A 12,507-nucleotide genomic window follows, 5' to 3' on the forward strand; every position below is an offset into this window, starting at 1 on the left:
GAGGTGGCTACAGCGGCGGCTTGGTGGGCTGGTAGGTGGACGTGGCCTGAGGGCCGGGAGTTGCGACCGCGGGACGGGAGTTCCGGATCGGGCCATCTGGTGCTGGCGTCGCTTCTTGCGCTTGTCATCGCATTTGTCTTCTATCTCGCGGGCAGCAGCCTTGGATATAAGGCAATCCTCATCGGCTGCACCAGTCTGACCCTCGCGGCTCTTTGCGTTGAAATCGCCCGGAAGCTGCGGAAAGAGGAATACGGTCTGGACCTGATTGCGGCGCTGGCTATGGGGGCCGCCCTGTGGTTCGGTGAATATCTTGCCGGCGCGATCGTCGGTCTCATGTATTCCGGCGGTCAGTTTCTGGAGGCATACGCACATCGTCGCGCCGACGAGGGCATGTCGGCTTTGCTGGCGCAAGTTCCGCGGACGACCCTGCGGCTTGCCGGAAATGGTTTCGAAGAAATTCCGATCGAGACGGTCGCGGTCGGCGACGTGCTCCTCATACGAAAGGGCGACGTCGTACCGGTTGACGGGGCGCTCGTCGGCGGAGTCGCGACGATCGATCAAGCGGTGTTGACCGGAGAGCCTCTGCCGGTGCGCATCGCCAAGGGTGGAAACATTTCGAGCGGCGCGACGAACGAGGGGGACGCGATCGAAATTCGCGTTTTGAGCCGCGCCGAGGACAGCACCTATGCCGGAATAGTCAGGCTCGTGGAAGCATCGAGGCGCTCCAAGGCAAAGCTGATGCGCCTAGCCGACCGGTTCTCGATCTGGTTCCTGTTCGCCACGGTAGCGATAGCGGGAGTGTCGGCATTGATGTCCGGAGACATGGCAAGGATCGTGGCCGTGCTGGTCGTCGCCACGCCGTGTCCGTTGATCCTGGCGGTACCCGTCGCACTTGCGGCGGGTACTTCAAAAGCCGCCAAGCAGGGCGTTCTGGTGAAGGGGGCGGGACCTCTCGAGGCGCTCGCCCAGGCCACCGTGGCTGTGTTCGACAAAACGGGGACGCTCACTGCGGGGCAGCCGGAGGTTGGCCACATCGAGGGACCAGAGAATCCTGAGAGGATACTGCGGCTCGCCGCCTCGCTGGACCAGGCCTCGGGGCACGTGGTTGGACGCGCGCTGGTGGGCGAGGCGCGTAGACGGGGGTTGGTACTGAGCCTTCCATCGGAGGTAACCGAGACAGCGGGATCCGGCATCTCCGGAATCGTCGATGGCGTGCGTGTCGCCGTCGGAGGAGACACGTATTTCGGGGAGGCGCCGTCGTCAGGGGCTAAGGCGTCACCCAGTGCAATGCGTATAAAGGTGCTGTTTGACAGCACGCCGGCTGGCACGATCACGCTCGAAGACCGGCTTCGCGAAGATGCTGTCCAACTCGTCACCCAGCTCAGGGCGTCAGGAATATCTCGAATAGTCCTTGCTTCTGGTGACGAGTTGGCTGTCGCGGCAACCATAGCTCGCTCGCTGGGCTTGGACGACGTCGCGGCGAGGCTCGCTCCCGCAGACAAAGTCGCAGTCATCGAGAAAGAGCGCGTCCACGGGAAAGTGCTGATGGTCGGCGACGGCGTGAACGACGCGCCAGCGCTGGCGGCGGCCGATGTCGGAATCGCGGTCGGCGTCGAGAACCTTGCCGCGGCCGCGGAGGCTGCAGATATCGTGCTCGTCCGGGACGACCTCACCAAGATAGCGACGGCGATCAGCATCGCGCGTCGTTCCCGAAAGATCGCGCTTCAAAGCATCTATACCGGCATAGGTCTCTCGCTCCTCGCGATGGTGTTAGCAGGGGCCGGGTACCTTCCGCCGGTGGGCGGCGCATTGCTGCAGGAGGCGATTGACGTGGCAGTCATCCTCAACGCACTTCGCGCCCTTTAGTGGGCGAGAAGCACTGGTAGCTCGGCCTTGGCGAGCAGTTCCCGCGTGACGCCGCCGAGGATGAATTCACGGAGCCGGGAATGGCCAAATCCGCCCGCCACCAGGAGGTCTGCTTTTCGTTCCAGTGCGGCCGATTGGATGGCAGCGGTCGCGGTCTCACCACCTGCCTGAATCGATACGTCTTCCACTTCGAATCCCGAGTGCTTCAAAGAAGAGATAAGTAGCGAGCGGTTGGCGTTGTCGATCTCCTTGTCGTCGGTGATAGAGATGACCTGCACCTTGGTCGCGCGTTCGATGAAGAAGCGGGCGCAGGACAGGGCACGTGCTGCGGTGGCGCTGCCGTCCCAGGCAACGGCGATCGTGTCGACACGAGAGCAGACGCTGGTGGCGGGAAACAGTACGACGGGACGGCCGCTCTCAAACAGCAGCGTCTCGGAAAACTGGCGGGACAGTTCAGAGGCCTCGACGATGGAAAGGTCGTGGCACCGGGCTATTTCCGAAAAACATTGGTAGACGAACGGCTCCGTGGCCTCGAATCTATGGATTCGCACCTCGTAGTCGGTTTCCGAAACAGCGTCAGTGAGATGTTCGCGCAGCGAGGTCCCGCTGTCCCGGCTGTTGCCCTCTGCTTGTTCCCGCCATGTATCGACATCGATAAAAGTGGGAAAAGGCTGATCAATCTGGGGGATCCGGACTAGCGGGATGCTGGCTACGAGATCGGCGTCGTTCTGCCGAGCGAGGTCGATAGCATTGTCAATTATGGTGAAGGAACTCGGGTCGGGATAGGTTGATAGCGGGAGATGGAACTGCGGCTTCATGGCGGCCTCCTGAGCTTGAACGGTCGTCATGATGCATGCCGCGATGAGAGTTCGCATTGCGCTTCGTCAAAGCCGGGGGGCAAGGAAACTCCTATGATCCTGCCTTCTCAAACTTGGAGGATACGGACATGACGATCACGCTGACGGAGATCAATCCCGGTGAGTGCTATCGGATCCTTGAGAGCGAGCGCTTCGGTCATCTCGCCTGCTGCAAGGATGGGCAGCCCTACGTGGCGGCGATCTATTTCGCCTTTTCCAACGGCGTTGCCTATAGCTTCTCCATGCCCGGCAAGAAGCTCGACTGGATGCGGGGAAACGACAAGGTATGCCTTCACGTCGAGCAGCGTTCTAGCGCCGGCGGGTGGAAAAGCGTCGTCGTCGACGGCAGGTTCGAGGAGTTTCCTGACAGCGAAGCGCGAGGAAGCGAAAGGCTTCATGCATGGTCGCTTCTCCAAAAGTATTCGGACTGGTGGGAGATAGGCTCCATGAAGCCCCACGAACTCCCCATGCTCGATAGCTCTCCTCACGTCTTCTACGGCATTGCCGTCACGGCAGTGTCGGGACGGGGTGCAGTCAGAACGGAGTAAACGCCGAAACTCGAGCCGAGACCACGTCCCACAAACGGAGCAATACATGACATATCCCCCCAGCCTGCATCGCAGCGCCACGCTCAACGCCGACATCCGCCCATCGTCAGCACGGGGGTTCTGATTCAAGGTGAGATCTGCGCCGCGTCGGCCAGGATCACCACGGATTTGACGGCGTCCGCCGCGCGACGGGGCTCCGATACTTCGATTTCTTGCCTCGACCTGTCTGTAGATCGACAACAGTGATGCGATCGAGGTCCTTTTGGACTGCGTTGAGAGCGAGCTAAAGGAGTAGCCGACGGAGGTGGCGCGGCTGTGCGAGGCCGGGCCACGAACGTTGTCGCACGCCGCCGAACTGTATCGAGCCGCCACCGGTCAGGTCAGGGAGGCTGAAGCGAAGACGGTTATTTGAGCGCGCCTTTCACCGGGTCGTTCGCAAGACGAGTACGGAGCATGGTGCGCGCTGCACGACATGGTCCACGACTGAACCGAAAACCCGGTCGAGAACGTCGTCCCGGTGAGAGGCGATCACGACGAGATCGGCAGTCGTCTCCTTTGCAATGGCGAGGATGATCTGAGACGGGTTACCCGCCCGGACGTGTACAGAGGCGGGAGTGTCGGTCGATCGAAGGGCTTCCGAAAGTCTGGTTTCGGCGGCGGCCATCACCTCGATCGCCCAATCATCCGGCGAGGCCGACGACGGTAGGCCCTCCACCGCGTGTACGAGGTGGAGGCTTCCGTCGGGCGCGAGCTGCGCACGGGCCGTTTCGATAAGCTGGAGCATGCGTTGCCGCGATCCTCGGCCGATGGCGCAGACGACTGTGGCAAACATGTCAGTATATGTCCTTTCCCGACAGGCTGACGAACTCGGTGGTCAGTCCATCGTCATGCGCTTCCTTGAGAAGCCGATCGGCGCTCATGATGTCGAGACACATGGTGCCAGTGAAGGATTGCCGGAGCGCGCAGCAGAAATGGTCTCTCGCCCATACCTGGCCTCGCGGCGTGGCCGCCGTCACCTCCCAGCGATCCTCGTCCCGACGTTCGAGAACAAGGTCTGCGGACGTTCGCTCGACTGGAGGAACGGTCGTGGCTGTGTCGGTTGCTGCCTTGCGGGTCTTTTCTTGTTCGCGCATGTCCGTCTCCTTTGGATGAGGTCTTGGCGCTGTGCCAGGAGCCTATCTGCTCCAACGCGTTCCGTCTTTGACGAGCAACAATCCGGATGCTTGACCGGGATCAAGCCAAGGTGGGGAAGATGGTGATACGACTAGAGCGTGGCACATGCCGATGGAGGGAAGCGTGAGGGCGATGGTACTCGAACAGGTGGGACGGCCGCTCCGTCTCGTGGAGCGGCCGGACCCGCTACCGTCGCCCGGCCACGTCGTCGTCAAGGTGGAGGCCTGTGGCGTCTGCCGGACAGACCTTCACGTCTGCGACGGAGATCTTTTCCAGCCAAAACTTCCCCTTGTTCCGGGGCATGAGATTGTGGGAACCGTGATCGCAACGGGCGAGGGCGTTCCTCGTCGTCTTATCGGTCGAAAAGTCGGGGTACCCTGGCTGGGCCACACCTGCGGCCACTGCCCATATTGCCGAGAGGGTCGCGAGAATCTTTGCGACGCCCCCGGCTTCACCGGTTACTCGATCGACGGCGGCTTCGCAACGCACGCGGTTGTCGAGGCGGCCTACGCGTTCGAACTGCCTGATGATGCGGACCCGGTGGCGACCGCGCCTCTTCTCTGCGCTGGCCTCATCGGGTGGCGATCCTTGAAGATGGCGGGCGAGGGGAGGACGATCGGCATCTACGGGTTCGGCGCGGCCGCCCACATCCTTGTGCAGGTGTGCAAGCATCGGGGCCAGAGCGTCTATGCGTTCGTGCGTTCTGGAGACGAGGCTGGGCGGAAGTTCGCGCTTGATCTTGGCGCCGTCTGGGCCGGGTTCTCCGGTGAGAGGCCGCCGGTGCCGCTCGACGCCGCCATCATCTTCGCGCCAGCCGGCGAGCTCGTGCCGATGGCGCTCGACGTAGTGGGAAAGGGCGGAACGGTGGTCTGCGGCGGCATCCACATGTCAGACATCCCGAGCATGCCCTACCGTCTGCTCTGGGGCGAACGGAGGGTCATCTCAGTGGCGAACCTGATGCGGGCCGACGGGGCGGAATTCTTCTCGATCGCGAAGGCGGCCGAGGTCAGATGCGTCACAATCGTCTACTCGCTTGAACATGCAAACGAGGCTCTCGACGACCTGCGGGCAGGCTGTATCAACGGTGCAGCCATCATTGTGCCTTAGCCGCCATCCGCGTTGACGAGGATCAATGCGGATTGATCGGGCAAAACGGAAGCTACTTCGTCAAGGCGTCCGTCGACAACCGGCGGCGCTTCCGCGGGGAGATCAGAGATGTCGCGTTCGTTGCTAGCCCTGGGGGCGCTCCTCATCGCAGGTGAGGGCCTGTTGTCGGCTCCAGCCGTTGCGGATAGCCTGTCCCTTGCGCCGATGCTCCAGCGTGTCGTGCCAAGCGTCGTCAGCATCTCGGTGCAGGGCAAGGAACTCGACGACGCGGATGCGACACTCGCCGATCCCTTCTACAGAAAGTTTTTCGGACTACCTGACGACGCCGCGCCGACAGAGCACGACTTCCAATCGGCCGGCTCGGGTGTCGTCATCGACGAGGTCCACGGCTACATCGTCACCAACCAGCATGTCATAGCAAGCGCCTCAAAAATCGAGGTGGTGCTCTCCGACGGTCGACGCTTCAAGGCGAAACTCGTCGGCGCCGATCCAGAGACGGACGTAGCTGTCGTTCAAATTGCACCCGATCATCTTGTTCCGGCCGAATTCGGAAGCGCGTCCTCGCTTCGTGTCGGCGACGTCGTCGTGGCGATCGGAAATCCCTTCGGCCTGGGCCAGACCGCGACGATGGGCATCGTCAGCGCGCTTGGGCGCCGCGCCGTGGGGTCGGAGGGCTACGAAGGATTCATTCAGACAGACGCGTCGACCAATCCCGGCAACTCGGGCGGGGCACTTGTGAACGAGGACGGCGTCGTTGTCGGGATAAACAGCGCAATCATCGGACCAGCCGGAGGAAGCATCGGCATTGGTTTTGCGGTGCCTGCGGAGACTGTCGCTATCGTGATGCGGCAGCTCATCCTGACCGGCAAGCTTGTACGCGGCGAGGTCGGATTGATCACGCAGGACCTGACGCCCAATCTCGCAAAAGCGTTCGGCGTCGATGAAGGGCCGGGCGCACTCGTCAGCGAAGTCCTTCCTGATTCGCCGGCGGCGAATGCAGGAATTCAGCCGGGCGACGTCGTCCGGATGGTCGACGGGAGGACGGTGCGCGGCGCGTCCGACGTCCGCAGGCTTGTCGGATCGCTGCCCTTGCAATCCAAGCCGTCCTTTCAGATCGACCGCGCCAGCGAAAGGATAGAGGCATTTCCTGTGGTGTCCGTCGCACCGGTCTCCGAATCGGCCGCTCCTCGTACCATCCATATCTCTCGTGGCCCTCTCGCCGACGTCGAGATGGCGAACTCCCCCGACGGTCTCGGCGCGCGCGTCGTCGTCGTTGGCGAGGGTTCGGTCGCGGCGCAGGCCGGCCTGCAGCCGGACGACGTTATCGTAGCTGTCGACCAGCAGCCAGTAACGGACGTCGGCCAACTGCTTTCAATTCTTGTGAAGGAGCATTCACGCGCGCTGGTAACGATCGTGAGGAACGGCCACCGCTTCTTCATGGCCGCAGACCTTCAAACCCAATAGTGGCTAGGGAGCTGATGTAGAGTCTGCCGGAATCAAAGTTAGCTCTCTTCTGTTTGATGAAGATCAACGACGAAATCTGCTGCGCTGGCACGATCAGCGTGTCGCAAACCTGAAGGAGGTTGTTATGAACGACTTACATCTCAGACAGACAATTCTCGACGAACTCGAATTTGAACCAAGCATTGATGCTGCTGACATTGGCGTCGCCGCAGACAACGGGATCGTTACGTTGACCGGACATGTGCGCACATACGCGGAAAAGGAGGCTGCCGAACGCGTGGTTCGGCGTGTCAAGGGCGTTCGCGGCATTGCAGCCGAGATCGAGGTGCGGATTTTCGGACCCAAGGAGACTGACGACGACGACATTGCGCGCCGGGCTGTGAAGATGCTCGATTGGAATGTCTCGGTGCCGAAGGATGCGGTGCAGGTGCGCGTTCTCAAGGGGTGGGTGACGTTGCGCGGCGAAGTCGAATGGCAATATCAGAAGAACGCGGCCTATGACGCTGTGCGCGATCTAGCCGGCGTGGTCGGGGTTTCCAATCTTGTCGAGCTTACACCCCGCATCATCGCCACCGATGTAAAAAAGCGGATCGAGGACGCCTTTCAACGCGATGCGGCTTTGGAAGCCGGTGCGATCAAGATCGACGTTAAAGACAGAAAAGTTACCCTTTCCGGCAAGGTCAAGACTTGGTCGGAGCGGCAGGCTGCCGAGCGCGCGGCTTGGTCCGCACCGGGCATCGCCATTCTCGACGACCGGCTTACAGTTGGCTGATAGCGTAGCGGTGGGGAAAGGTGGCAATGCTACCTTTCCCCAAGTGCGGATCGTTGCGGCCATCAAGGAAGTGTTTCTTATGCTTCCCAGCGCCCCCCGGAGAACCAGTCAGGTATCATCCGTGGTTATCGAGTAGAAACCTAAGTCGCAGGGACATTTCCGACGCCGTGTACGGCTTCTTTAGCCAGCCGGCGCCGGCTTCGATCTCCTTCTCCGCAGCATGTGGCTCCGAAAAGCCCGACGTCAGGAGAATTTTCACCGTCGGCCAGCGCTCGCGCACCCTCCTGGCCAGTTCGTCGCCGTTCATGCCCGGCATGGCGACATCGGTAAACAGGAGCGCTACATCGTGACCCGCCCCCAGTTCCTTCAACGCGTCGATCGCGTTCGTGGCTTCGATGACGGAGTAGCCGAGCGTCTGCAGACGGCTGACAGTCACTCTGCGAACCCTGGCGTCGTCTTCGACGACGAGGATTGTCTCGGTGCCATGAGACGGGGCGTCCTTGAACTGCTGTTCGCCCGAATGGGACTCCCTGCCGGCGTCGACGCGCGGAAGGAAGAGGCGCACCGTCGTTCCCTCGCCAGGTTCGCTGTAGAGCTGCAGGTGTCCTGCGGATTGCTTGGCGAAGCCGTAAACCATACTGAGTCCCAGGCCCGTTCCCGAACCCGTCGGCTTCGTAGTGAAGAACGGTTCGAAAGCCCTTTCCCTCACATCGGACGTCATTCCGGTGCCGGTGTCGGTCACCGAAATGAGCACGTATCTGCCGGGTCGGATCGCCGGATACATCCCGGCGTAGTCGGGGTCGATCTCGAGCCCGGATATCTCGATCGTCAGCCGGCCGCCGGCGGGCATCGCGTCCCTGGCGTTGATCGAAAGGTTGAGAAGCGCGCTCTGGAGCTGCGCCTTGTCGGCCAGTGCGCTCAACCTACGTCCCAGAATGGTGGTGCGCAGCTCGATAGAATCGCCGAGCGTTCTCTGGACAAGGTCGGAGAACTCTCCGAGGAGAGCGCCGACGTCAAGCACGGTTGGCGCAAGAGCCTGCCGTCTTCCAAACGCGAGTAGTTGAGAAGTCAGTCTGGCGCCATCGTCTGCCGCCGATTGCGCCTCCCGCAGCAGCGACAACTGCCCTGCCTCAGATAGACGGGTTTCAAGCATTTCAAGATTGCCTCTGATGACCGCCAGCAAATTGTTGAAGTCGTGTGCAAGCCCGCCAGTCAACTGTCCGACCGCTTCCATCTTCTGCGACTGCCGCAGCTCGGCCTCGATGCGGTGGCGGCTCGTCAGATCTCTGACAAAACCTGTGAAGATCCGCTTGTCGCCGGCAATCGCCTCGCCGACGGACAACTCCATCGGGAAAGTGGACCCATCCTTCCGCAGGCCGACGACTACGCGCCCGTAGCCGAGGATACGGCGCCGTCCGGTCCGAAGGTAGGACGCGAGATAGCTGTCATGAGCGTTTTGGTCCGGGGAGGGCATCAACATTGAAACGTTCCGCCCGACTATCTCGTTTGCGGAATAGCCAAACAGTCCTTTCGCCGCGCTGCTGAATGAGGTGATTGATCCCTTATCGTCGATGACGATCATCGCATCGGGCACGGTGGCCAAGATCGATTGAAGGTGCGCCTCCCGCTCACGCAGCTCGTCCTCAACGTGCTGCATGAAGGTAACGTCGCTGTTCGATTGGACGATGACGGTATGCGGATCGCCAAGTTCGAGAACTGTCCACCGTGACACGATAGACAGTCTGACCCCGTCCTTTCGACGATGTCCGACCTGCCCATTCCAGAAGCCTTTATCCCTGACTTCGGCCCTAGGCTTCTCGACGTCCGCTGGAAATTTCGTGTCCAAGAGGTCGTGGACCACCTTTCCCAAAGCCTCCTCTGCAGACCATCCATAAAGCCGCTCGCAGCCCGAAGTCCAACGCTGAATGATGCCATCGAAGCCATGGACTATCAAATTCGCCCCGTCGAACATGCGGACGATCCGGTCCAGGTCGGTTTCACTGGAAGCGTGTTCCTGCATAACGTGCCCCTAGCTCGTCTTCCTCGACATCATCGTTCGGATGCTCATCGGCACTACGGGCCAGCGCCGCTCGGCTTGCCACCCTGAACTGATGCTTGTCCGCTGGCAAGAGAACGCCTCTGGCGACGAGCTTTGTCAACGATCTCGACACGGTCTCGATCGTCATGCCAAGATGATCGGCAATGTCGGTCCGGACCATCGGCAGACTGATCATCCGCCCGTCCCGCCCCTCGTTCCGCTCCAGCCGATGCAGCAGGAACGTGCAGACACGCTGCTCGGCGTTCTTATGCGACAGCAGGAGCATGTGGTCCTGTGCCGCCGAGATTTCGTCGCGAAGTTGCGACAGAAGCTGAAGCCGGAAATCAGGCACGAGTTGTAGTTCCTCTTCCAGCGTCCGCTTGTTCATCCGGGTGAAAGCCACGTCATCGATAGCCTCGCCTGCAAACATGTAGCGGTTGCGAAAAGACAGTCCGACAAGGTCGCCGGCACCAAGGAAGCCAATAATGAGCCGGCGGCCATCGGGAAGAAATCGGCAGATGCGGACGTTTCCTGTCACTATACGAAACACATGGCGGGCAGCGTCGCCCTCGAAGAAGATCGAGGTGCCCGGACGCGCCGTCTCGACAGGCTGTCGCAGAAAGAGTGGCGCGAAGTCGAGCGCCCCGAGGCGGGGCTGTTCCTGTGAGTGGATGTTTGATACCGCTAGCATGTTCGGGCTCCCACTGTCTTTGCGTGGGAGTCATTTGATCGAAGCTTGAAGACAACAGGATGCAAGAAGCGTAAGAGTTGATGCTATTGTGTAACACTCCGTAACAACCGAAGAATTGCTCAGATGACAAGCGGAACTGTTAGACGGACCCGCCTACTTGTCGTGGACGACGATGTCCGCATTCAAAAAATGCTCGCGCAATATCTCGGAGAGGAGGGATTCGACGTCGACGTGGCAGGCAGCAGCACTGAAATGCGCGCCAGAATGGCGGGGGCGAAATTCGACGCCGTCTTGCTCGACGTCGTGTTGCCGGGAGACTGCGGCGGGCTCCAACTCGCAAGGGAAATCCGTTCAGCATCGGACGTTCCGATCATCATGCTCTCAGGCCGCGACGATGTGATGGACCGCGTCGTCGGTCTGGAGGTCGGCGCCGACGACTACATTGGCAAACCCTTCCACCTCAGGGAGGTGCTAGCCCGCGTGAGAACGGTTCTGCGGAGACGTCCAGGTCCGAACGCAGTCGCATCCGCGCAAGCAGGCTTGCTAAGTTTCGCTGGATGGCGGCTTGACGTACAACGCAGGGCACTGACGAACCCTGCTGGTAACGACGTAGCGCTGTCGACAGGGGAGTTTGACATGCTGCACGTGTTTGCCACCCATGCCGGCCGTGTCCTTACACGCGATATGCTGATGGATCTGACGCACAAGCGAGGACGCGACGGCTTCGATCGCACGATCGACGCGCTGATCGTCAGGCTCCGTCGCAAGATTGAGGAGGATGCGGCGAACCCTTGCCTGATCAAGTCGGTCCGCGGCGTAGGATATCTTTTCACAGCAAGGCTGGATACCGATTCTGGTCGACCTTGACCATCAGGCCATGATCCCACCGACGAAATCGATCCTCGTTTTCCATCTCCGCAAAATCGCATGGAAACCGCGCCCATAACCGCATGAAAGCGCATCCGACTGATCGTCTCCTCAACGAGGTAAACAGCAGGTCCGCGATGGTCATGTCGTCGATGACGCTTGCCGCTACGAAAAGGGGAATATCCATCAATCGCCCGGCGATCGGATGCGCGCCTATTCGGTAGGCGGCCAGACCACGCACATAGCCGGCCGAATCCGTTAACGAGACGAGCGTCCACCGCTCGGCGTTCGCCACCACCTTCGTCCAATCATCGGCAGAAAAGCACGGAGTGGCAACTTGAATGAGGCTGTATGCAATCAGCGCGTCGTCCGGGTGAAGCTGGCGGGCGCAATATCCCGATGTCATGGCGGCTTTCCTCCTCGATTTAAGGAAATACTCGCATAGTCTGGCTTTGTTGCCTTGTCCCAAGTCAACTCGCATTCAGCCACAAAGACCAGACTGATTGACGGGGATCAAAGACTGAGAATGCATTGAATGTTTTATGTGCGCGTCGCCGCCTGTGAACGACGGCATTCCTGAAAGAAGGAGAAGACAATGGCAGACTCTGCAACGAAACTTCCCGTCAAGACAGAAGCAAGGCCGGCGGCGCCAGCCGACCGATGGTGGCCCCTCGACAGCCTGCGGTCCGAGATCGACCGCGTGTTCAGCGACTTCGGCAGTCCGTCGATTTTCGACCGTGCCTTCAGCAGGATGCCGGCAGCGACCTCGCGAGGCATGCTCGCCGTCGACCTCGCAGAATCCGAAAAGGCCTTCGAGCTGACAGCCGAGCTTCCGGGCGTCGATGCTAACGATCTTGACGTCACGCTCGCCGACGGCGTGCTCACCATCAAGGGTGAAAAGAACGAGACCAAGGAAGAAAAGGAAAAGGACTATCACCTTTCCGAACGACGCTACGGATCGTTTCTCCGAAGCCTGGAACTGCCCCGCGGCGTGGACAGCGAGAAGATCGAGGCGAAGTTTTCCAACGGCATTCTCAAAGTCACAATGCCGAAGACGCCCGAGCGGCAGAAGAACGACAAGAAGATCACGGTCAAGGCGGCCTGACGGTCTACTCTCCGCTGCG

At 60.7% G+C, this 12,507-nt stretch carries 13 protein-coding genes; 7 read left to right on the forward strand and 6 right to left on the reverse strand.

Translation table 11 applies throughout. The features are described 5' to 3' along the window. The first annotated feature begins 3 nt into the window (after positions 1–3). Positions 4–1,866, forward strand: coding sequence for a heavy metal translocating P-type ATPase (locus AC1DNK_RS22360; protein WP_477943400.1), 1,863 nt, complete (start codon positions 4–6; stop codon positions 1,864–1,866). Here the strand turns inward: AC1DNK_RS22360 and AC1DNK_RS22365 are convergent. Beyond that, positions 1,863–2,684, reverse strand: a complete 822-nt coding sequence (locus AC1DNK_RS22365; RefSeq protein WP_477943401.1) for a universal stress protein — start codon at positions 2,682–2,684, stop codon at positions 1,863–1,865. The two genes, AC1DNK_RS22360 and AC1DNK_RS22365, sit on opposite strands and share 4 nt — an antisense overlap. A gap of 128 nt (positions 2,685–2,812) precedes the next feature. Here AC1DNK_RS22365 and AC1DNK_RS22370 point away from each other — a divergent pair, with 128 nt between their 5' ends. Beyond that, positions 2,813–3,271: a pyridoxamine 5'-phosphate oxidase family protein gene (locus AC1DNK_RS22370; protein ID WP_477943402.1), complete on the forward strand. Its 459-nt coding sequence runs from the start codon at positions 2,813–2,815 to the stop codon at positions 3,269–3,271. A gap of 421 nt (positions 3,272–3,692) precedes the next feature. Here the strand turns inward: AC1DNK_RS22370 and AC1DNK_RS22375 are convergent, their stop codons facing one another. Further along, on the reverse strand, positions 3,693–4,055 hold the full coding sequence (locus tag AC1DNK_RS22375; protein WP_477943403.1) for a universal stress protein: 363 nt from the start codon (positions 4,053–4,055) through the stop codon (positions 3,693–3,695). Positions 4,056–4,104: 49 nt separating this feature from the next. Further along, positions 4,105–4,404, reverse strand: coding sequence for a hypothetical protein (locus AC1DNK_RS22380; RefSeq protein WP_477943404.1), 300 nt, complete (start codon positions 4,402–4,404; stop codon positions 4,105–4,107). A 163-nt stretch (positions 4,405–4,567) separates the two neighbouring features. Here AC1DNK_RS22380 and AC1DNK_RS22385 point away from each other — a divergent pair, with 163 nt between their 5' ends. The 3 genes from AC1DNK_RS22385 to AC1DNK_RS22395 all read left to right on the forward strand — a co-directional run bounded on the left by AC1DNK_RS22385 (position 4,568) and on the right by AC1DNK_RS22395 (position 7,787). Further along, positions 4,568–5,551, forward strand: a complete 984-nt coding sequence (locus AC1DNK_RS22385) for a zinc-dependent alcohol dehydrogenase family protein (RefSeq protein ID WP_477943405.1) — start codon at positions 4,568–4,570, stop codon at positions 5,549–5,551. Between the two features lie 108 nt (positions 5,552–5,659). After that, positions 5,660–7,015, forward strand: a complete 1,356-nt coding sequence (locus tag AC1DNK_RS22390) for a trypsin-like peptidase domain-containing protein (protein ID WP_477943406.1) — start codon at positions 5,660–5,662, stop codon at positions 7,013–7,015. A gap of 124 nt (positions 7,016–7,139) precedes the next feature. Next, positions 7,140–7,787, forward strand: a complete 648-nt coding sequence (locus tag AC1DNK_RS22395; RefSeq protein WP_477943407.1) for a BON domain-containing protein — start codon at positions 7,140–7,142, stop codon at positions 7,785–7,787. Between the two features lie 115 nt (positions 7,788–7,902). Here AC1DNK_RS22395 and AC1DNK_RS22400 read toward each other — a convergent pair whose 3' ends face one another. Both AC1DNK_RS22400 and AC1DNK_RS22405 read right to left on the reverse strand, forming a co-directional pair. Further along, positions 7,903–9,807 (reverse strand): hybrid sensor histidine kinase/response regulator, encoded by a 1,905-nt coding sequence (locus AC1DNK_RS22400; protein ID WP_477943408.1) that lies wholly within the window; start codon positions 9,805–9,807, stop codon positions 7,903–7,905. Further along, positions 9,785–10,516 (reverse strand): helix-turn-helix domain-containing protein, encoded by a 732-nt coding sequence (locus AC1DNK_RS22405; protein WP_477943409.1) that lies wholly within the window; start codon positions 10,514–10,516, stop codon positions 9,785–9,787. The genes AC1DNK_RS22400 and AC1DNK_RS22405 overlap by 23 nt, the downstream gene beginning before the upstream one ends. A 123-nt stretch (positions 10,517–10,639) precedes the next feature. Here AC1DNK_RS22405 and AC1DNK_RS22410 point away from each other — a divergent pair, with 123 nt between their 5' ends. After that, complete coding sequence (locus AC1DNK_RS22410) at positions 10,640–11,383, forward strand: response regulator (protein ID WP_477943410.1); 744 nt, start codon at positions 10,640–10,642, stop codon at positions 11,381–11,383. Here AC1DNK_RS22410 and AC1DNK_RS22415 read toward each other — a convergent pair. Further along, complete coding sequence (locus tag AC1DNK_RS22415) at positions 11,346–11,789, reverse strand: hypothetical protein (protein ID WP_477943411.1); 444 nt, start codon at positions 11,787–11,789, stop codon at positions 11,346–11,348. The genes AC1DNK_RS22410 and AC1DNK_RS22415 overlap by 38 nt on opposite strands. A 189-nt stretch (positions 11,790–11,978) precedes the next feature. On the opposite strand from AC1DNK_RS22415, the gene AC1DNK_RS22420 reads away from it, so the two are divergent. Then, positions 11,979–12,488 carry an Hsp20/alpha crystallin family protein gene (locus AC1DNK_RS22420; RefSeq protein ID WP_477943412.1) on the forward strand — a complete coding sequence of 170 codons (510 nt, stop codon included), beginning with the start codon at positions 11,979–11,981 and terminating at the stop codon, positions 12,486–12,488. Positions 12,489–12,507 lie beyond the last annotated feature (19 nt).

Source organism: Rhizobium sp. 01N424, assembly GCF_056399485.1.

Coding starts and splice junctions, on each gene's coding strand:
- AC1DNK_RS22370 (WP_477943402.1), top strand. CDS start 2,813: ATGACGATCACGCTGACGGAGATCAATCCCGGTGAGTGCTATCGGATC.
- AC1DNK_RS22375 (WP_477943403.1), bottom strand. CDS start 4,055: ATGCTCCAGCTTATCGAAACGGCCCGTGCGCAGCTCGCGCCCGACGGA.
- AC1DNK_RS22415 (WP_477943411.1), bottom strand. CDS start 11,789: ATGACATCGGGATATTGCGCCCGCCAGCTTCACCCGGACGACGCGCTG.
- AC1DNK_RS22395 (WP_477943407.1), top strand. CDS start 7,140: ATGAACGACTTACATCTCAGACAGACAATTCTCGACGAACTCGAATTT.
- AC1DNK_RS22405 (WP_477943409.1), bottom strand. CDS start 10,516: ATGCTAGCGGTATCAAACATCCACTCACAGGAACAGCCCCGCCTCGGG.
- AC1DNK_RS22365 (WP_477943401.1), bottom strand. CDS start 2,684: ATGAAGCCGCAGTTCCATCTCCCGCTATCAACCTATCCCGACCCGAGT.
- AC1DNK_RS22410 (WP_477943410.1), top strand. CDS start 10,640: ATGACAAGCGGAACTGTTAGACGGACCCGCCTACTTGTCGTGGACGAC.
- AC1DNK_RS22390 (WP_477943406.1), top strand. CDS start 5,660: ATGTCGCGTTCGTTGCTAGCCCTGGGGGCGCTCCTCATCGCAGGTGAG.
- AC1DNK_RS22420 (WP_477943412.1), top strand. CDS start 11,979: ATGGCAGACTCTGCAACGAAACTTCCCGTCAAGACAGAAGCAAGGCCG.
- AC1DNK_RS22380 (WP_477943404.1), bottom strand. CDS start 4,404: ATGCGCGAACAAGAAAAGACCCGCAAGGCAGCAACCGACACAGCCACG.
- AC1DNK_RS22400 (WP_477943408.1), bottom strand. CDS start 9,807: ATGCAGGAACACGCTTCCAGTGAAACCGACCTGGACCGGATCGTCCGC.